Raw genomic sequence first — 20,698 nt, 5'->3', positions numbered from 1 at the left:
TTTTGTGTATATGTGTTACCTGCTGGATCGAAGGCGCGGGTCAAGGACATCTCGCAGGCCGTCTCCCAGCAGGTTGAAACCGAGAATCGATGTGGCAATCGCCAAGCCCGGGAAGGTAACCAGCCACCATTCGCCGGAAATGATGTACTCCCGCCCCTCCGAAATCATCGCGCCCCATTCGGAGATCGGCGGCTTTACACCGAGACCGAGGAAGCTCAGACTGGCTGCGGTCAGGATCGCAAAGCCCATCCCGAGCGTCGCGCGGACGAGCAATGGCGCCAGCGCGTTGGGGAAAATGTGGCGAAACAAGATGATCGAATCCTTTACGCCGGTAGCCCGGCACGCTTCGACGAATTCCTTTTCGCGAAGGGAGACGGTCTGTCCGAACATCAGCCGGGCAAACTCGGGAATCCCGACGATCCCGACCGCGATCATCGCGCTGATCAGTCCGGGACCAATTGAAGCGGCAATCGCCATCGCGAGGACGAGCGACGGAAAGGCGAGCAAGGTGTCCATCACCCGCATGATCACGTTTCCGGTCACCCCGCCGTAGTAAGCGGCGATCCCGCCCAGCGGAACCCCGATGCAAAAGGAGATTCCCACGGCGATCAGGCCTGTCCAAATCGAAATTTGCGCGCCGTAGAGAACGCGGCTGAAAATGTCGCGGCCGAAGTTGTCCGTACCGAACCAATGCTCTGCGCTTGGCCCCTGCAATTTAATGGACGTATCCGGGGCATTCGGCGCGTACGGTGCGACCAGCGGCGCCACGAGTGCCGCTACGGTCCACATCACGATAAAAAATAGTCCGAGCGCTGCCAGCCTGTTTTGCAGCAGCAGCCGAAAAGTCGACCTCGGTTTGATTATCTTTGCACTCCCAACGGTTGTGGGCGAACTCTGTGTTGCGCTGTTCATGAAATCCCCCCTTTGCTTCGATGCCTAGTCATAACGGATGCGCGGATCGATAAATCCGTAAATCAAATCGACCGACAGATTGATCAGGCTGTACAGGATGGCGCTGACCAGGGTAAACGCCTGGATGGGAGCGTAATCCGTCGCCAAAATGGACTCAGTCACATAGCTTCCCAGGCCGGGCCAGGAAAAGATCGTCTCGGTAATGACCGCTCCGCCCAGCAGCTGGCCGAACTGGAGTCCGAGTATCGTCAAGGTCGGAATCAAGGCGTTGACCAGACCGTGCTTGAAAATGACGATACGCTCCATCAAGCCCTTTGCTCTCGCCGTCCGGATGTAGTCCTGTCCGATCACTTCCAGCATGCTGGAGCGGACCATCCGTGCGACGATTGCCATCGTCCCGGTACTCAGACAGATCGCCGGGAGCAAGATGTGCGACAGCGCCTGCTTGAAGGCGATCATGTCGCCGGACAGCAGGCTGTCCACGAGGAACAGCCCCGTTACATGGGTAGGCGGATTGATTTCCCCGCCGATCCGTCCCATCGGTGCAGGGGACCAGCCCAGCTTGGAATAAAAGAAGTAGATCAGAATCAGTCCGAGCCAAAAAATCGGAACACAGGCGCCGATCAATGAAAACACCCGCGATATGTGGTCGGTGATCGACTCTTTTTTCGTCGCCGCAACGACCCCGACAGGGATGGCGACCAATATCGCGATCAAAATGCTGAAGAGCGTCAGCTCGACCGTTGCCGGAAAGCGCGTGGCGAAGTCTTCGAGCACGCTGTGGCCGGTGTGCCAGGCAAAGCCAAGGTCGCCTTTCGCAAGGGCGCCCAAATAGTCGAAAAACTGAACGTAGAGCGGATCGTTTAGCCCCAGGTCCTCTCTGATTTTTGCCAGCTGTGCCTCGTCCGCTTGCTCTCCCGCTATCATCAGGGCGGGATCGCCGGGCAGCACCCTCGACAAGAGGAATGTAATCAGGATAATCCCGATGAGGCCCGGAATCATTAGCAGCAATCTTCGGAAAATGTAAATGAGCAATCTCCCAACCCCCCTCATACTTCCGATCCAGATCTGAAATATGAAAATTTTCATATATTTGTGGTTATTGTACCTGTACCGACTTCTTGTCCACTACGTCCGCTCGCAATAAAAAAGAGGCATAACATTTGTCCCCATTGAACAAAGAGCCCCGGTTTCACTCGCTTGCACCCGTGCAAAAAAATACCGAACAAATACATAGCATGAATGAAAAATTGTTTGTAAAAAACAGGAATCTCCAAAGCAACCTGCCATAAAGGCATGCTTATATGGAAGAGAAAGGAGACATTTGATTGTTCCGAAGGACGGTGAGACGGGGAAAATAAAGCCCGGAAGATAGGCTGGCAGGATCAACAGAAACGTATTTTCGAGTCTGGAGTACAGAGTGGAGTAATCCAATATGAAAAAACTCGATTTCCTTCGTGTACAGGAAATCGAGTTCCATCTTGCATCCAAGTCCCTAGTGTTTTTTATGGCATGAGGAGTGTGGCCACGATGGCCACATGAAGTACAAGTCGCAACAAGCGTTTTTAGGGACTGTAAAATATTCTGTGTAAACTCTCAAAACCTATTACAATAAGAGAAAGGTTGGTTTGAGAGGATGACACCTATGGCGAGATTTAGTAAGGAACAAGTGAAGGCGTTTGTGAAGGAAAACAACCTCAAGACGATGGACGATGTGCAGTCGGCACTGAAGGAACTGTTTGCAGAAACGCTGCAGTCGATGCTAGAGGCGGAGCTTGACACGGAACTCGGCTATGAAAAGCACGATGTGAAGCGAAAGAAAACAACAAACAGCCGTAACGGGAAGACAAAGAAGACGGTGACAAGCGAATACGGCGAGGTGGAGATCGCGGTGCCACGTGACCGTAATGGCGAATTTGAGCCCGTTATCGTGAAAAAGCATCAGTCTACCGTTACCGGCATTGAGGACCAAATTATCGCCATGTATGCCAAAGGTGTCAGCACACGGGATATTCAGGACCATCTGAACCATCTGTATGGAATTGACGTTTCTCCTACCATGATCTCCAATGTGACGAATAAGATCGTGCCACTCATCAAAGAATGGCAGAACCGACCGCTACAAAGCATCTATGCGGTTGTATTTATGGACGCCATTCACTACAAAGTCAAGCAAGACGGTGCTATTGTGAACAAAGCGGCTTATATGGTCATTGGCATTGATTTGGACGGCAACAAGGACGTATTAGGCATGTGGATTGGAGAGAATGAATCCTCAAAGTTCTGGCTGAGCGTACTGAACGACTTACGGAACCGTGGGGTTCAGGACATTCTCATCACCTGCGTGGATAACCTAACGGGCTTCTCTCAGGCCATCTCTGCCTGCTATCCGAATACGGAGATCCAAAAGTGCATCATTCATCAAATCCGCAACTCGACCCGTTATGTTTCTTACAAGGATCTTAAGAAAGTGACGGCGGATTTAAAGCCAATCTACAAAGCGGCAACAGAAGAGGCTGCCTTACTGGAATTGGATCGTTTTGAGGAAACATGGGGTAACAAATATCCCCTCATCGTTCGCTCTTGGCGTACCAACTGGGACGAGCTAGCTACTTTTTTCAAGTATCCACCAGAGATTCGTAAATTGATCTATACGACCAATATGATTGAGAGTTACCATCGGCAACTCCGAAAGGTGACGAAGGGCAAGAGCATTTTCCCCACCGATGAAGCCCTGCTCAAAATGCTCTATTTGGCTACCATGGACGTCACCAGGAAGTGGACTGGACGAGTGCAGAACTGGGGGCAAATGCTCCTCCAGCTCTCCGTTTTCTTCCCGGATCGGATCGGCCAATACTTACGCTAGTTTTTTATTCCAAAAGGGTTTACACAAAATACTGGACAGACCCCGTTTTTACTACTTCTGATTATCTTCTGGAAGTAGCGAATTTTCCAAACCCATAAAACTGGCTACAGAGAGCTCTTCTTCGTTTATAACCTGAAATCGGTAATTGGCAGGAGACAATAGCGCCTGTTTATCAGCTTCCGTCAAATTTTCTTTTAGCTTCAGCTTTTGCGAAATCGTATACAGATTCTCTTTACTGTTTAACTCAATTTGAACGAGTGAAGGAGATTCAGCAAGCAAATTCTTAATTGTCTCGTTACCCGGCAGATCTCCAAACGTAAAGTAAATGGGTTTTTCCGTATGCATCATTTTTTCTTTCAAGGAATCCGAGAGTAAGATTCGTAACGTGAGTTCTACCGAATTATCGCTTTTTTTGATTTGAAGCACGGATGTTTTCAAATTCTCCCCTGTAAATTCTTCGAAATAGTCGTAGACGCTTCCATACGACTTTTCTTTGGGGACTGTTTGCATCATGTCACTTGGTGTTTTTTCCACTGTTTCTGATGAATTATCCCCGCTACAACCACTAAGAAGAACGATAAACAGAAGGAGAAGAACATGGAGAGGTCGGATCATAGATTTTTTGATTTTTTACTGGAATATTCTTTGTACGAATATTTGACGTTAACGTAGTTAGAATCTTTTACTCTCCCTTGGAAATATTTCACCAGGTTTCCGGTTGTTTTTACAGCTTTTGATCCGTATTCAACGGTTGTTATCGTACGCTTTGGTATGACCCAAGTGTGGGTTGTTTCTATAGTGTCTTCTTTTCCGAATGAAATTTCTGCATGAATCCCGACTTTCCCCTCTATTATCCTCCAGTTGACTTTCGTCTCGCCTGACCCACCTATTTTTCCGGTCAAAAAGGTTTTTCTTGTTACCTTTCTTGAAAAGGAATCGTTTTCGTCACTATCATTTTCGATTTCAGCTTCATAAGATTTTGATTTGTATAGATCCTTGGTGGACATTTCATAGACTGTACCAGTCATATCATTGCCTAAGGGACCAATCTTATTTAAATCACTCTTTGCTAGGGCTTTTGTAAAATCATATTCTACCGGGTTTTCATATACCCGTTCAACAATCGTAAGGCTCCCTATTTTAATTGTCTCGCCCTGAGATGCTGCGAAGGCAGAACCAGCTCCAGATACGACTAAACTGCTAACCAAGACAGTCGCAATAGAAAGTTTTTTAATATTCATTTTCTCATTTTCTCCTCCTAGTATTCCCCATAATTTCAACACGGAATGATTCTAACACAAAATCCCAATTATTTACAATGGTTGGGATTTGTAGCAATGCATGGCAATCGCCGCTGGATCATGATTCGTCCAGAAGACGGCTGCAGCGGGCTATTCATTTGCTTTCAAGTAATGATACGTCAGACATAGATGATAGACAAAACGCTGCCTCGGACAGCTCAAGTCGATTGGAATGATTTCGCGAATCCGCTGCAGTCTGTATTTGACCGAATTGCGGTGAATATAGAGACGATTGGATGTCTCGATCAAATTTCCCGATGACTCCAGGAAGTGGTAAAGAGTTCGCAAAAAGTCGCTGCCGTGCTCTTTGTCATGTGCATGGAGTTTCCCCAGCTTTCGCTCGAACAGCTCGGAGAAATGAGCATGATCCGCATACTCTGCCAACAGTTGAAAGGCCTCGACATCTTCAAAGGCCGTGACCTCCATGGGACGGGACAGCTTCATCCCGATCGCCAGCGCTTTTCTCGCTTCCGTATAGCTCTGATGCACATGCCACAAGGGATAGGCTCTTCCGCATCCGATATGGATATCATGCCGTTTGCCCCCTTGCTCGCGCAGACTTCGCTCAATGCCATGCCGCCACTCAAAACCGGGGACAGCTTCGGTTTCCGTGCCTTTCTTGGCCTTTCCTGGCTGTTCTTGGCCTGCCGGTTTGCTGGAGAGCAGAAGCAGCAGCGAATTATGCCTGACCTCCACGTGTGCCTGGAAGCCCCTCTGCTGAGCCTCCTGCTCCAGAGACTGGCGAAAACGCGAAGCGGGCGCCGCGATCTGGCGAACAACCGTTTCGTTGCCTTCAATAATGGCTACCTCCCAATCCTGGCTCGGGTTCAAGCCGAGCTGTCTTCCCCTCCGCTCTACCTCATGTCTGGCGGGGGGAACGGCGGAGAGCAGCTCGTCGATAAAATTTCCTCTCAATCGATTCTCTGTATCCATGGCCGTTTTGGTACGCATCAGCTCCAGGGCGACCACGACTCGCGCCTGCTCCACGCATACCTGCTGGATGTCGTCCAGGCTTTCCTTGTCTATCTGGAGCTTGCCTACTACCTGCTTGTCTACCGCTATATCCCATTCCAGCTGCTTGGACTGCGGCTTCCAGTCCGGCGGGACGGAGACGAGTACGTGTCCGTGGTTGTCCAGCACCCGGACCGCTCCTTTGACCAGCTCCGAAACATTATCTGCCACCGCTTGCAGCCCGCTGTTTTCCAAAACCATCGTCGTCAGCGTCCGGTATACCTCCTCGGAGCGGCGCAGCAGAGCCGCCTGGCGATCCAGCACCTGCTCCATGACGGCATGGGTGATGTCCATATAGGGGATCATCGCCGGCAGCTCAATGATCGGCAGCTGATAGCGATTGCTCACCGAAATCATCTCTTCCGGCAGGTCGTGGAGAAACCTCTCCGGCTTGATCGCCAGTGCCGCTGCTCCCGCCTGGGCCATATGTTCGACGATTTCGGGCAAAAGCGAAGGATCGTGACGGATGGAGTACGCTGTAGTCAAAAGCAGTTCGCCTTCTCGCAGCCACCCTCTCAAATCCGGGACTTCCATGATATCAATAAACCGCACCACACGATCCATGCCTTCAAATCCACTGATAACACGAGCGTCTTTCAAAAGGGGCATCTCCATTAACTCTCGAATGGTCACTCCGTTCACAAAGCTTCCCTCCTTCGCCGCGCTGTTTGAAAAATAGTGTAGCAAAAATATAGTCAAAATAGACAAAAAATTTAGTATTAACGATAAAATTTTCTTGCTGGTTGAAATAGACAGGGGCAGGCGACACTCTCTGTATCAAAAGGGGCAGTCCGATCAAGTAGTTGCCTACGATAGGACTGCCCCAGTTTGCTATCCATTCTTCAGTTCGTCATCCTCTGTAGATTTAGCCCAGCTCTCCCAGCACCCGCGCGACCAGCGTCCGCGACAGGATGACCGGCTTGCCTGTAATCTGCTTGACCGTCCGCTTCATTTCCTCCGTATAGCCCATGCAATCCAGCAAGATCAAGTCTACATCATGCTCCTTCAGCGAAAGTGCCGCCTTTTCGATCTCGTCGCCCGGCAGGTACGGAGAACCGGCTGCCGTGAAGACCTCGAGTCCGTCGCGTTCCCATTTCTCCAACGAAGCTTCGCGCTGCTCGGGTACCGGATTGATGACGCCGAGCTTGCCCTTTGCCAGCAAGCCGTGAACGGCGTTGTTTAGGATGCGGTCCGGCTCCAGCAGTAGAGCGTTGCAGTCAAAAGACGGAAAATGACCGGTGCACAACAGCAAAATAACGTCGACTCCATCTGCTTGCAGCTCGTCGATCCGCTGCTGCATCAGGTGCAGGATGGACTGCTTGGACATCGTAACCTGCGAGCCGTCCCGCAAGCGGCTGACCAGCACATTTTCACCCGGCTTCGGCGCAAGGGCTGCCAATTCTTCCGGGCCAAGCCCGTCCAATGCCCCTTTTTCCACGACCTGAAACTCGGTGAGAAAAGGCAGCATCTCCGGCGTTACATCGACACGCGGTGATTGACCGATGGTGATTGCCCCCAGCTTTTTCATACGGCGGCTCCATCCGGGGAAAGCGAATTCTGTTTTTTCAGAAACATCGAGGCAGTCGTTCCGATCGCCATGATCGGGTCCATGGCGGGCAGCTGCAGCCTCTCCATCAGTTCCTTGGCAAAGCCGATCGTGGCAAAGCCGGTGCAGCACAGCACGATCGATTCTGCTCCTTGTTCTTTCAGCCACTTCGCCGCTTCGAGCGCATTTTTCCGTCCTTCCGGGGTTTGCAGATCAAGAGTAGTTCGCACTCCATCGGGCCTTTTCATGCCGACATAGGCATCCCCGAGGATTTGTTTGACCAGCGGCGGTGCATCATCGAGAATCGTCAATACACCCGCCTTGCGCGACATCGCCATCGCCTGATGGGCGGCAGCCGAGCCCGCTCCGATCACCGGGACACGGACAGCCTGTCTCACTTCCGCCAAAGCCGGGTCGGCCGCGCAGCTGATCCCGATCGCTTGACAGCCCTTTGCCTCCAGGCGTTTGGCCACCTCAATGATTTTCGGGACCGCAATGTCCTCTGTTTCCTGATCGTAGATGCCTTTCGGCTGATCCCAGATGCACTCGCTCACTACCGGAATCTGGTACTGTCGCTCGATTAGCTCCCCGTGACGGTGTACATCGCGGGGATCGGAAAGCGTGAGAACACGAATAATGCCCAGCATGCCAACCCCTCCTGTCAACTTTGCCTTGTGTTTTCCTTACATTATAGGCAGAGCCGTTTGGCGAGGAATACGGCCTGATCAGCTAAAAAGACGGATAAAATTTGTCCCTTATGCACAAATCAGTGCTTGCAGAAAAAAGAGAAAAGCCACCTCTGGGGTGACTTTTCACGTCGTGTGGCATTTCAATAGCTTGACATGGCTTTGACTTCGCTTTTGTACTTGTTCCAGAAATGCTTTTCGTTCTTTCGTTCTCGTTCCTCTACTTCTGTCTGGTTTCTGTTTCCGCTTCTTCGGTAGCCACTTCTATGTGTTCAGTTTCTGCGTCTTTCGCTGTGACTTCTGCTGGTTCTGCTTGGGCTATTTCTGATTCTACGGCTTCTGTTTGTACTTCTACTGTTTCTGCTACTACTGTTTCCATAGCTTCTGCTTCCAGTTCTTCTTTTTCAACTACAACTGTCTCCACAGCTTCTGCTTCCACTTCTTCTTTTTCAACTACAACTGTCTCCACAGCTTCTGCTTCCACTTCTTCCGCTTCCGCAGCCTCTTCCGCCTCTTCTTCATCCACAAGCTTCAAATTCCAATCAAGCCTCCGCCACAGGCTGTCCTTATTCAAAACAAGGCTTCGGACATAGTCGGTATGCTGCTTGGCCTTCTCCTCACTGATCGTCCCCAGCCAAAATTGACGGCCAGCCACGTAGCTGATGCCGTACTCCAGCCAGCCCGAATACGATTCCTGGGCCACGACCGCCACTTTCCTGATCAACTCCCATGATGTTTCCTCGGATATGTATCCGACAAAAGCCCCCATCCTGCACAAATCGACATATCTGCCAAAATCCCATGCTGCGATGCCCGCCAGAGGAAGCTTGTGCATGTACGCCTTTACCAGGATGTACTGCATATGCTTTTCCGTATTTTTCGGCAGCGTCTCAAGGAAGGCTGATTGATCCGCCATAGACAGAGTGGACAAGAAGCTACGCATTTCGTAAAAGGAGGTGCGATGCCCCTCTTCCTGAAGCCAGCGCAGGTTGTTCATCAAATCCTCGGTGCTCTCGATTCCCCAGCCTCGTTTCAGAGACCGCCGGATTGCTTCGAGATTCTCTTCGGTTGGCTCGATTTCGTAGTTGTTTGCGGCATCGTAGCCGTTCATCTCAAATAAAACGGCCCCCAGCGCCAATCCCCACAAGTCGGTCGGATCGAGTGTCGCTTGTTTGCTGCTCATCGGCTATTCCTCCCCCTGCCAATAATGTATGTCGGGAACCTCTTCAAGCTCCTGGTGCCATACGAAGGGAAGCGAGGATGGCCACAAAGCTTGGGAGGATTGTTTTTTACGGAACAGACCGAAAAGCCCTTTCTTGCTTTGGCTGACGATTCCCTCGTAACGGCGCTGATACTCGGCATTTCCGGGAACGGCCTCCAACGCTTTCTTGGCAAAAGCAGCAGCCTCTTCCATCCTGCCCAGATCAAAATAGACCATGCTTAAATAACTGCATGTATCGCCGTCCGCTTTGAGCCGGTAAGCCTGCTCCAGGTAAAGCGCAGCTATCTGATAACGCTCCAGGCGGTAATGAACATAGCCGGCATAAAACAGGAGGGTCGGGTCCCACTGCTCCTTCGGTACCACATTGCGGAAATTGTCTGCGATGGCGACAGCCTCTTCCCACTCCCCTTGCTGGATCGAGATGTTGAGCAATGAAGTGGCGGCCCATTCGCGATAGTCCTCGCCCAGCAGCAACTGCTTGAGATACGGAATCGCTCTCGTCTGAGCATTCTCCTTCAGCAGGCTGTATACAGCCATTTTGACCAGATCCTGATTGTCTGGGAACTGGGCAGCCCCGCTGCAGTACACTTCCCGTGCTTGCTCCTCGTCTCCCATCCCGCGATACACGTCGCCCATCACCAGATAGGCATCGGGGTCGTTTTCGTGGCTCTCTTTGTAATATTCAATGGCCCCGAGCGCATTCTCGTAATCTCCCAACTTGAAATGGCAGATCGCGATAAAGTAAAAGGACAGCTCGTTGTCCCCCCACCGTTCGGATTCGTGAAAGCCTTCTATCGCCCTGTCGTATTCGCCCAGACGAAAATGGCTGTATGCCTTTCGATGCCAGGCCCCGGAGAAGTTGTACTCGTGGTTGATGACGATCTGATGGTCATCTCTGGATTCCTTGTAATGATTCAGCCAATAGTGGGCGAGCCCCCTGGTCGAATAATAAATCCAGCGTGTAGGGTTCAACGAAATGGCCTGATCGGACAGCTCCACGCAGCGTTTGTATTCCTTCTGGCAGCGATATGCCTCCGCCAGCTGATGGAGAATCTCGGGATGGTTGGGCATAAGCTCCATGGCGGCGGTCAGGTCTTCGATGGCCGCCTCGTATTGGTTGCTTTCCACATACGTAGTACCCCGCTCCAGGAGAATCGCCCACTCGCTGTCCCCTGCCTGGCGGGCAAGCTCCAACGCCTTATCCAGATGAGCGAGTCCTTCCTCCGTCTGTTCCTGCTTGATCAGCGCCCGGCCCCAGAGCAGCTCCATGTCCACTGTAAGCGGAATGGCTCTCTGAATGCGGTCGAGTGATTCTACGCACTCCTCATACCGTTCCAGATCGAAGCAGACGCTCGCCAAGCAAAACCTGCGCTCGTGATCGTCCGGCGCCTCCTGCAGTTCCTCCTGAAGCTGATCGGCGAGCAAGCCGTTTAGCGCAAGCAGGCGGACTTGTACGTCGATGTCGTACGGACATTGAACGAGTATCCGCTTCAGCACCGCCCTCGCCTCGGTCAGCTTTCCAAGCGAGACATAGCAGCGGGCAAGCCCGCTCAAAGCGAGTTCATTGTCGGGAGAAAGCGAGAGGACATGCTGATAGTCTTCTTGCGCCTCTTCGTACTTGCCAATCTTCCGCAATATGTTTGCCCGATGGATGTAGCCGTCGATCTCCTCCGGAAGCACCTCGGTCAGCCGGTAAAAGGCATGAAAAGCGTTCTCCAGATCGTCTTTGCGCAGATAGAAGTGCCCGATCATCCTCAGCAAATCGGGGTCCTCGGTAAACATGTTGGAAGCAATCGCGAGGTACTTCTCGGCTTCCTCCAGCTCATTGTCCAGCATCGCCCGAAACGCGTGCTCCCGGCAATCGATAAAGTCGTCGTACTCGTAATCGCTTTCCTCGTCTTTTTTCAAAAATTCGTAGCGAAGCTCCCACGGCTTTTTGATCTGGTTGATGACAAAGCGAATGAAATTTTCCGGAAACTCCTGGGAAAGCTCCATCTCCTGATCGGTCCAGAAGAAGTAATCGTTCAACAGCCTCCATATTTGACGGGGCAAATGGTACTTCTCCATCAGGAATGTCAGCATTTCTTTGTTGGTCCGCTGCTTGACTTCCAGCTGCCAGTATTCTTCCTTTTCCAGCAGCGCCACCCATTTCTCGCGGTCAATCCGGGATGGGAAATCAGCGTAGAGCACAGTCACTTGCGAAATAAAATGCTCGGCAAGCTCCTCGGGTGTGGCCGGCTCTTTTCCCGCTGAAAAGCTTCGGCTGGCCAGCCTTTCTCCCGCTTGCTCAGGGACCCCTGCTTCAAGGGCTTCCCCTTCGCGGGGTCCTTGCTCCCGGACGCCAGTCCATACCGCTTCTGCTGCCGGAGCTGCTTCCTCCTCCGGATCGAGTACAAAAACAGAACCAGCCGCATCGCCTGACGCAGCCGCTTCCTGTAAAAATTTCGCTTCGCGGAGGGCATGCTCATACGCTTCCCGCAGCCGCTGAAACCCTTCCGGATCGTCCTCCGGGTGATAGGTTTTCAACAGTCTGGCATACGCTCGCTTGATTGCCCCCTGATCGGACGTAGGTTCGATACCCAAAAATTCCCAACTGTTCATATTAATAGTCCTGGCACCTCTCAATCCGATCCAGCACAGCCTTCAGCAGCTCCGCTTCCTTCTTGATTTCCGCATCATTTTGACGCTTGAGGACATTTTCGAAGCGCTGCAAGGCTTGGGCGATCTCGTACCGTTTTTCCGCCAGCGATTCTTCGTACATCCTCTCTCCCCGTGCCAGGAGCAGCCTGTTTTCCATCCTGTCTCGGGGATGGATCTTGATGGCCTCCAGCTCCTTCAGACGTTGCTCGATTTCCTTGCGGGAAACGGCCCCGGGGTTCTCTTCGATAATCATCCGTTTTTTCACGCCCGTCTCGACGACGGTGACCTCTACTTCCAGAATGCCGTTAATATCGTAGGTGTAGCGGACGTCCACAGCCTGCTGGCCAGCGGTGGCGGGAGGAATCGGGATTTCCATCTGCCCGAGCTTGATGTTGTTTTTCGTCAGACGGCTCTCTCCCTGATAAATCTCCACCTTGATCACCTTTTGGTTCTCGTGCACAGGGTAAAGACGCTCTACCTTGCTGACCGGGATCGTACTGTTGCGTTCGATGATCGGATAAAAATGACCCGACTCGTAGCTTCCCGAGTCCGTCTCGACCGCGACCATAGTGCCGAGCGTGTACGGACAGACGTCAGTCAATACCACTTCCCGCAGCGCTTCATTCCGCTCCTTCATCGCGGCCTGAATCCCCGCTCCCAAAGCCACGGCTTCATCCGGGTGGATATGCGATGCAGGCAGGCGCCCAAACAGTTTGCCGACAAACGAATAGATGAGCGGCATCCGTGTAGCGCCGCCGATCAGTACGATAGCGTCCAGCTCGCGCGGAGTAATCGACGAATCGCGCAGGGCCCGCTCGATCGGAGCGCGGAGCTGAGCAAGCAGCGGCTTTGCAATGACTTCAAATTCATCCCGGCCGATCTGCAATTCGTAGGTCTTGTCATCGATCATGCAGCTCATCGTGCCGTACTTTTCTGTGCCGAGCTGCCGCTTGCACAGCTCCGCCTGCTTACGCAAGGCGTTCATCGCTTTTTCGCTGACATCGCTCGCTGTCAGCAGATGGTGCTGGAGAAAGTGCGAGCAGAGAAGCTCGGTGAAATCTTCGCCGCCCAGGTAGTTGTCACCGGCGATCGCTTTGACCTCCATGACCTGATCAAACAGCTCCAGGACGGAGACGTCAAAAGTCCCGCCCCCGAGGTCAAAGACGAGGAATTTGGTTTCCGGGTCCTGGAGATGCAGACCGTAGGCGATCGCGGCCGCCGTCGGCTCATTGAGCAGCCGCTCCACTTTCAAGCCGGCCAATTCTCCGGCCCTCTGCGTGGCTTTTCGCTGCGCATCATTAAAATAAGCCGGAACGCTGATCACGGCCTCTGTCACGGGTTCTCCCAGAAATGCCTCTGCATCCTCCTTCAGCGAACGGATGACAAATGCAGACAGCTCTTCCGGGGAAAATGTATACGATCCAAGCTGAAAGGTTTTGTTGCTGCCCATATACCGCTTGAATGTCTCTACTGTCAGATGGGGATGTGTAATCAGACGCTCCTTGGCCACTTGTCCGACGAGGATCTCCCCATTTTCATCTACACTCACAACAGAAGGCGTCAGGTTGCTTCCCAAAGCGTTGGGAATGATCACTGAGCCCTCCTCTGTCCAACAAGAAACCAGGCTATTGGTCGTACCTAAATCAATGCCAATAATCGGCATAATACGATCACATCCTACAAAAAATTCTTGAAAGTAATCATAGCATTTGCCAATATATTGAATCAACTTTCACTTTTGGAAAAATCATGAATCGTTTTTCCTATATATAAGGACAAGCAAATGAAACAGGACTTTCGGACCACGCTGCCATTTGCTGTGCGGACCGCAAATGGCACAAACCGGCATTTTGCCTCGTCTCGCTTCTTTCTTCGCAAAAAAGCGCAAATCTGCTGTTGAGGCAGACCTGCGCTTCTCGATTTCCTCTATTTTAGTGAAACGATCTCCAAAAATCCCCATTCTCGCCAATGATGTCCGCGATCTGCGAAAAAGGGATGCGGAACGTCGGAAAGCCTGCAGCGTAGGGCGCAATTTCATACGGAGCAAAGTAGAGATACAGGGCGTTTTCCTTGACATAAAAAGGCTGATCGGGACTGATTCCTTTAAAGGAGTCCGGGAAAACGTGCGAGTATTCGGGATTGTTTTTGATTTGGTTGCCGACGATATCGCTCAGTACCCTGACGTAATCGCTGCCCGGCTTAAACAGGTCTTTCAGAGCATAGATCCGTCCGCTGACCAAATCAATCGGGACATAAGTCATGGTCGGCATTCCGTGAGCGGCGCCAAACGGGTAATTGTAGCCGGTCAGCTCCAGCTCCACCAGCCGATTTTTGAAGAACGCCACAGCAAAATCGCCAAAGTAGTTGTAATCCAACTGTGCATTTGGATCAATCGGTTTGATCTGGGACAGCTCACGCAAGCGTTGGTTGACCGCCTCCTGCGCCTGTCTGTTCGCCATGCCCCTGATTTCGGGGTAGTAGACGAGATAATCTCTGTTCGGAGCGTACTTGTGCTCGACAACCCGGTACTGACCAGTCAGCGGGATGGCGGTGTTTTGCTTCCAGACCAGTTTTCCGCTGCGGTCATAGTAGGATATCCGTTGATCGACAAACGCCTTGACCAGCTCCCCTTCCAGCGTCAACGTTCCGCTGCCCGGGACGACCGGAAGATTTCTCGCCACATGTCCCGTTCTGTCGATGAAAAAGGTTCTCTGGCCATCGGTTGCAGATGCTACCCCTTCTTTGTACTCGGCGACCTGGTCGTAGAGAAAATCGGTCAGGAAACGGCCGTCTGTGTCCGTTATCGCATAGGCCGATCCGATGTAGGGCTTGCTCGGATCCTTTGCCCGGCCAACAGCGAGACGCCCTGCTCCCAGCATATTGATGTCGTTGTATTCCGGCTTGATCACGTACGCCCCGGTCTTGTCGATCAGACCGTACAGATTTTCCGAGAAATCCCTGGAGGCATTGACGATGGCTCTTCCCGCTTCGAACGGCAAGGCCACCGAAAATTGCGGCGGGATGACCACCTCGCCGGATTCATTGATGTAGCCCTTGGGGCCGCTCTCCGTCTCCGAGAATGCCAACAGGCCGTCTCCCGGCGGTCCTACATAGGGATGCTGGTAGGAATGAAGCGCCTTCCCGCTGCGGTCGATGAGGGCGAATTCTCCCTCCCTGACCTGCACAAGCGCTCTTCCGTCCTGAAAGTCGTTGGCAGACATATACACCGGCGGGATAATTTCCGTGCCGGAAAGATCCAGGTAGCCGTAATGGGAACGGCCTTGTGCATCGACCTTTGTGAAAACTGCCCGCCCCTCCTTATACGTTCCGATATAGGAGTAAGGCGTGGCCGTTAACATGTTCCCTCTTTCATCAATGACCCGAAAGCCGCGGTCATCGACAACGGCTGCCCGCCCTTCGGAAAAGGGGGCAATCGACTGATAAATAGGACCTACGACAAATATCCCGAGCTGGTTGATCAGGCCGCTGTGGTTGTTTGCTTGCACGACGGCCAAACCGTTATTTTGAAAATCTTCGGCGTAGTCAAAACGAGGTGAAATGATAAAACGTCCGTTTCTGTCAATGTACCCCCATTTTGTACCTTCTGCCGTTTTGACGGGGGCGGGGTACAAAGCAGCCCTGGTTTGCAGCTCGCTGCGGATCAACCGGATAACCGACTGCCATTTTCCGGCGGATGACGGGCGCAGCTTCACCGCTGTAGCGAGCGAGTGAACCGCCTGTGCCGGCAGTCCTGCTTTTTGCTCGGCACTGGCAAGCTGGTACCAGAGACTCGCATCTTCCGGCCGTTCTTTTGCCTGTTCCCGAAGTTGCGCAGCTATCTGCTGAAAATAGGAAGGAAAGCGATCATTGGCTTGCTGCAATCGCTCCCCGTTCCATTTGTATACATCGGCCGTATACACCCCTCCCTCCTCCTGCTGCCAGAGGATGATCTCGGCAATCCCGTCCACTCCCGCAGCAGATTCGAGATCGGCTACTTCCAGCTTGTGATAGGAGAGAGGGGGCATCGCTCTGTTCAAAAGCCCGCGCTGCGTCCACTCATAGACAGCAAGCGCGGCTGGCTCTGCTTCTCCCGCTTCTCTGGTTGTCAGCACAAACGGCCAATCATGCCGGGTTTGAATCAACGCAGCTTCCCCGTCAGCCTGCCAGCCGATGATGACGTCAAACTTTTCGCTGCTGGTCACGGGCGCCGTGTGCAGATCGCAAATGACCGCCTTTCTGCTGGAAAGCGTCTGGACTGCATACCAGCCGTCCGCTCCATTTTTCCATACCGTGAAAAAGGTTTCCCCGACCCACCTGTAGGCGCCAGCCAGCTCTGCCTCTCCATCGCCGTCCAGATCGCGCAAACAAATAAACGGCGAGGGAGCCTCGTCCGACGGCGCCTTCCCTGCTGCTGCGAGGATCTTTGCTCCACAGGGCAAAAGCTTATCTACCGTAAGTTCCAGCTGTTTATCCCACATTGCCTAACTCTCCCATGTAAATGTTTTGAGATATCATATGTGGGCAAATACAGGTGGTGACCCAAAATGCTGGCCATGCGACAGCCGTTACACCGGGGGGATTTCCGGTTCAGGTCCCGGCGTCATGTACCCCACCAAGGCCTGTTGAAGCGTTCCTTTCATAATAGCTTTACTGTCAAACGATATTCCGTTTCTGATCATGACCTTTACGATTTCCGGGCGCATACCGGTGATGACACCCTTGCAGCCCATCATCGCTATGCCTTCGAGCAGGTGCAAGAAGCGTTCCATCACGGCTATCTCCATTTCGGCAACGCCGGAGAGGTCCAAAATCAGCACCTCGATTTTATTCGTGCCAATCTGCGTAATGACTTTATCCTCAATTAAAGAAAAACGATGGCTGTCTATCGCTCCTACCAGCGGCAAAATGCACATGGCAGGCTTTAACGGAATGAACTGGACAGATAAATAGTCGACGAGTTCTCTCTGCTTCTGAATAAGCTGCTCCTTGTAATCGGAGTAGCTGATAAAGAAATAATTAAGGAACCGATCGACCAACTCATTGATTTGTTTTTCCAGCGAGTAGAAGTTTTCCCGGCTGCTCTCGAGATTCTGCAGCTTGTCATAATTGTACAGGAAATCCCAAAGAACCCTGCGGATGGATTGCACCCACTCGAGCTTGAACGCTAATGTCAGCGAATGCTTGGCCCAGACAACCCCTTCCTGTCGGGCGAAGGAAATCACATCGTGCTCGCGGCCATCGACGATGTAAAGGACCAGCTTATGAGCGTTCGCCAGCAAGTTGACGTTTCCCACCTGCTGTATTTCGTGTATTTTCTCCTTGACGTTGACCGCCTCAGCCAGCAAGCATTGTTCGAATTCGTTCCGATTTTCCAGAAAGAAATCCCGCAGCTCCTGGCCTGCTGTTGAATGCAATTTCAATTCAATCACTCCACGAGTTAACCTTGTTGATTCCTTGGGGATGCTCAGCGTGAAGCGTGTACCCTTTCCTTCCTCGCTGTAAACCTGAATCCTGCCTCCATGTTGATGAATGACAGAAAACACTTGGGTCAGTCCCATCCCGGTCCCGTCGACTTTTGTGGAAAAGAAAGGGGTGCCCAGCATAGACAGCTTTTCCTGCGGAATTCCCGTTCCGGTATCCTCGATGGAGATAACCACTTGCTCCTCTTCCACCTTGTGTTCAATCGTGATGGCTCCCTTGTCCGGAATCGCTTCAAAAGCGTTTTTCAGCAGGTTGAAAAATGCTTTTTTAAGCTGATTCTTCCGTCCATACACGCAGGCGTCCGTATTGTGAATTTTCTTTCTTATCTCCACGCGATACAATTGGTCCTGAAAAAGATGTACCAAGGATTCCAGCTCTACAGAAAGATTAACGGACTGTATGGACTCCTCCTCCAGATCGGGCTTGGCTACATGCAAAAGGTTTTCAAGCGTAGCCAAAGCATTCTGCAGTTCCGATTGGGCAATGTCAACGTATGTTTCATTCGGCTCCTCCTTGAGCAACTGCAAAAAACCCTTTACGGCTGTCAGCGGGTTCTTTACCTCATGTGCAATCCCTGCGGCGATTTGCCCTACTGAGGCTAGTTGACTGATGTGCACATCATTTTTTACACGATGCGTTTCCATGAAGTTCACGTCCTGCTCCTTTCCCCAGCTTGTGAGAGAACTGTTTGCTCCCTTTCTTTCGTTGGATATTTTTTCATGGGTAGTTCTTCTTTCTTTTAAAGCTGGGCAATCTCCTTTTAAATTTGTCGAATTTGTCCCGTTTTTAAACAGGAGAGGCGACAGATAAACGGAATTTTCGTGCAATAGGAGCTGCGAGCACTGACCCCTTCTTCATACAATTGCGGCCTTTTTGTTCCAGGCATAAAAAGGACCGGAGAAGTTTCCGGTCCCGATTTGCAGGAATAGGAGGCTCCTTGTCAGCCCCTTCCTTCGCTGTCTTATTCAACGGCTACGTAAATCCGAACGACTGCATTCTGCGGATCAAAGTCACGGGCATCGTACAATTCAAAGTCTCCGGTAAAGGTACGGCGCTCCTGTGAAGTCGCAGACCATTCCCAGATGCGCTTCCACGCTTCGGTCACGACGGCGCCGACCGGCCCTCTCTCCGAGGTAAAGACGGCATACTTCGCGGCCGGTACCGAAATGACCTCCATCCCCTCTTCTGCCTCGCCAGCTTCCGACTCATGGCCGATCAGCACGGTATATTCGCCAGCCGCTCCATTTTCGTAATTCGCATAAAGCGTGTAGGTGAGATGAGGGTTTTTGACTGCTTTCGCCCGTCCGCTTACATCCGTGGTGAAAAACCGTTCCCACAGGCCCGGAATTTTTCCTTCTCCCCGTGCTTCCCGCTCATTCGTCGTCCTGGCAGCAATCCCCTTTATGTACAAAGCATCCTGAAAAACATAGGTCGGTTCCATCCCAATTGCTCCCTTCATTGTCTCTGTCTTTACAAACACATTTTACGGGTAGATAGTTGACAACTGGGTGTCATGTTTGATCAGCCAATTCCCGTTTTTTCCGGAGGCGCTTGCACCTGTATATCCCTATGCTTCTTTTTTCTGTTTCCCCTGGTAGCACATGCACGTCACAATATGGTCGTTTACCATTCCGACGGCCTGCATGAACGCATAGCAGATCGTGGTTCCCACAAACTTGAATCCCCGCCGCTTCAAATCCTTGCTCAGCCTGTCGCTTACCTTTGTGGAGGCGGGCACCTCGCTCATCTCTTTGAAATGGTTTTGGACCGGTTTCCCGTCCACAAATGACCAGATGTACGCACTGAATGAACCGAATTCCTCGACAACCCGAAAATACGCCTTGGCGTTTGCAATAACAGCGTTGATCTTCAGCTTGTTTCTGACGATGCCTTCGTTTTGCAGAAGCTCGTCTATTTTCCGCTCGTCATACTTGATGATTTTTTCGGGCTCAAAGTTGTCGAAAGCCTGCCGGTAGTTCTCTCTCTTTTTGAGGATTGTGTACCAGCTCAGCCCTGCTTGCGCGCCTTCCAGATTCAAATATTCAAAGAGCAGACGGTCGTCGTAGACCGGAACGCCCCACTCCTTGTCATGGTATTCGAGGTAAAGCGGATCTTGTGTCACCCACCCGCATCGGTTCATCTGCCTGTCCTCCTGTTTTCACCATTGCAAACAAACGTTCGCAATCCGTTTCTTCTATCATATACCGGAGCCGCTTGTTTATCAATCTCTTCGTTTCGCTCCATCGATTACCTTAGGTAACACCCGTTGTTCAAATCAAAGGTAGCGCCAGTATAATTCCTCCCCTTTTCAGACAGCAGAAATACAACCGTGTTTGCCACATCGACAGGCAGCACCGGGGACTTGATCAGCTCGTGCTCTCTGTATTCGTTCTTTCTCCACACAGGCAGCTTGTCCATCATCGAGGTATCTACCAGTGTGGGTGCTACGCAATTCACCCGGATATACGGCGCAAAATTCATCGCACAGCTTTTGGTCAGACCGACTGCGGCCGCCTTTGACAGACCGTATACGGCATCAGAGCTTCCTTCCAATCCCGAAACGGATGACAGGTTCACAATGACTCCGGCTCTTTTTTGATCAAGCAGCATTCTCCCGAACAGCCTCGAAAAGTAGATGAATCCCTTTATGTTTACGTTGATCACCTGGTCGATTTCATCCACGTCATAATCGAGGATGCTTTTTCCCAGATAAATGCCGGCGTTGTTGACCAGCCCGTTGATTGCGGGATGCCGTTCGCTGGCCCAGGCGAAAAAGCTTGCAACCTCCTCGTATCTCGTGACGTCCAAAGTGTATACGTCCAGCGCGTCCGAGTTGATAGATTGCTTGATTTCCGCAAGCTTCTCGCGATTTCGGTCGCAGGCGATTACGTGGGCATTCTCTTGAATGCATTGTATGGCAATTTCAAGCCCGATGCCTGAAGCAGCGCCCGTAACGATAATGGCTTTCTCTTTCAGCAATGTCGGCTTCCTCCCTTTGCGGAATCAGGAATCTGAATATCCATGCATATCATC

General features: G+C 51.8%; 16 protein-coding genes. 1 reads left to right on the top strand and 15 read right to left on the bottom strand.

The window, feature by feature from the left end; translation table 11 throughout:
* Positions 1-15: 15 nt before the first annotated feature.
* The gene (locus tag V5G20_RS05045) at positions 16-912 is read right to left on the bottom strand and encodes an ABC transporter permease (protein ID WP_122957818.1); all 897 of its coding nucleotides are present in this window, start codon (positions 910-912) and stop codon (positions 16-18) included.
* Between the two features lie 24 nt (positions 913-936).
* Positions 937-1,947, bottom strand: a complete 1,011-nt coding sequence (locus tag V5G20_RS05040) for an ABC transporter permease (RefSeq protein WP_003390054.1) — start codon at positions 1,945-1,947, stop codon at positions 937-939.
* 610 nt (positions 1,948-2,557) lie between these two features.
* Between V5G20_RS05040 and V5G20_RS05035 the strand changes: the two genes are divergently transcribed.
* Positions 2,558-3,778 carry an IS256 family transposase gene (locus tag V5G20_RS05035; RefSeq protein ID WP_025845625.1) on the top strand — a complete coding sequence of 407 codons (1,221 nt, stop codon included), beginning with the start codon at positions 2,558-2,560 and terminating at the stop codon, positions 3,776-3,778.
* Between the two features lie 51 nt (positions 3,779-3,829).
* On the opposite strand, the gene V5G20_RS05030 is transcribed toward V5G20_RS05035, so the two are convergent.
* The 13 genes from V5G20_RS05030 to V5G20_RS04970 form a co-directional block, all read right to left on the bottom strand.
* Positions 3,830-4,312, bottom strand: coding sequence for a hypothetical protein (locus V5G20_RS05030; RefSeq protein WP_231504361.1), 483 nt, complete (start codon positions 4,310-4,312; stop codon positions 3,830-3,832).
* A 77-nt stretch (positions 4,313-4,389) separates the two neighbouring features.
* On the bottom strand, positions 4,390-5,019 hold the full coding sequence (locus tag V5G20_RS05025; RefSeq protein WP_122957820.1) for a hypothetical protein: 630 nt from the start codon (positions 5,017-5,019) through the stop codon (positions 4,390-4,392).
* Positions 5,020-5,169: 150 nt separating this feature from the next.
* On the bottom strand, positions 5,170-6,732 hold the full coding sequence (locus V5G20_RS05020) for a PucR family transcriptional regulator (protein ID WP_024985241.1): 1,563 nt from the start codon (positions 6,730-6,732) through the stop codon (positions 5,170-5,172).
* Positions 6,733-6,955: 223 nt separating this feature from the next.
* Positions 6,956-7,618 carry an AroM family protein gene (locus V5G20_RS05015; RefSeq protein ID WP_039070157.1) on the bottom strand — a complete coding sequence of 221 codons (663 nt, stop codon included), beginning with the start codon at positions 7,616-7,618 and terminating at the stop codon, positions 6,956-6,958.
* Positions 7,615-8,283 carry an aspartate/glutamate racemase family protein gene (locus V5G20_RS05010; RefSeq protein WP_024985239.1) on the bottom strand — a complete coding sequence of 223 codons (669 nt, stop codon included), beginning with the start codon at positions 8,281-8,283 and terminating at the stop codon, positions 7,615-7,617. Before V5G20_RS05010 ends, V5G20_RS05015 begins: the two co-directional genes overlap by 4 nt.
* 259 nt (positions 8,284-8,542) lie before the next feature.
* The gene (locus tag V5G20_RS05005; RefSeq protein WP_216621097.1) at positions 8,543-9,505 is read right to left on the bottom strand and encodes a DUF1266 domain-containing protein; all 963 of its coding nucleotides are present in this window, start codon (positions 9,503-9,505) and stop codon (positions 8,543-8,545) included.
* 3 nt (positions 9,506-9,508) lie between these two features.
* Entirely contained in the window at positions 9,509-12,145 is a 2,637-nt protein-coding gene (locus V5G20_RS05000; RefSeq protein ID WP_327970200.1) for a tetratricopeptide repeat protein, read from the bottom strand.
* A 1-nt stretch (position 12,146) separates the two neighbouring features.
* Entirely contained in the window at positions 12,147-13,847 is a 1,701-nt protein-coding gene (locus V5G20_RS04995) for a molecular chaperone HscC (RefSeq protein ID WP_024985236.1), read from the bottom strand.
* 268 nt (positions 13,848-14,115) lie between these two features.
* On the bottom strand, positions 14,116-16,662 hold the full coding sequence (locus tag V5G20_RS04990) for a WG repeat-containing protein (protein ID WP_122957822.1): 2,547 nt from the start codon (positions 16,660-16,662) through the stop codon (positions 14,116-14,118).
* An 87-nt stretch (positions 16,663-16,749) separates the two neighbouring features.
* A complete protein-coding gene (locus V5G20_RS04985) occupies positions 16,750-18,309 on the bottom strand; it encodes an ATP-binding protein (RefSeq protein WP_122957856.1) in 1,560 nt (519 codons plus the stop codon).
* Between the two features lie 317 nt (positions 18,310-18,626).
* Positions 18,627-19,106 (bottom strand): GyrI-like domain-containing protein, encoded by a 480-nt coding sequence (locus V5G20_RS04980; protein ID WP_003390067.1) that lies wholly within the window; start codon positions 19,104-19,106, stop codon positions 18,627-18,629.
* 126 nt (positions 19,107-19,232) lie between these two features.
* Complete coding sequence (locus tag V5G20_RS04975) at positions 19,233-19,805, bottom strand: DNA-3-methyladenine glycosylase I (protein ID WP_024985233.1); 573 nt, start codon at positions 19,803-19,805, stop codon at positions 19,233-19,235.
* Positions 19,806-19,912: 107 nt separating this feature from the next.
* Positions 19,913-20,644 carry an SDR family NAD(P)-dependent oxidoreductase gene (locus V5G20_RS04970; protein WP_251237848.1) on the bottom strand — a complete coding sequence of 244 codons (732 nt, stop codon included), beginning with the start codon at positions 20,642-20,644 and terminating at the stop codon, positions 19,913-19,915.
* Positions 20,645-20,698: the final 54 nt, after the last annotated feature.

The sequence above is a fragment of the Brevibacillus borstelensis genome, assembly GCF_036700025.1.
Lineage (GTDB): Bacteria > Bacillota > Bacilli > Brevibacillales > Brevibacillaceae > Brevibacillus > Brevibacillus borstelensis.
Note: the sequence above shows the minus strand (reverse complement) of the source record. Positions and strands in the feature narration are given on the sequence as shown.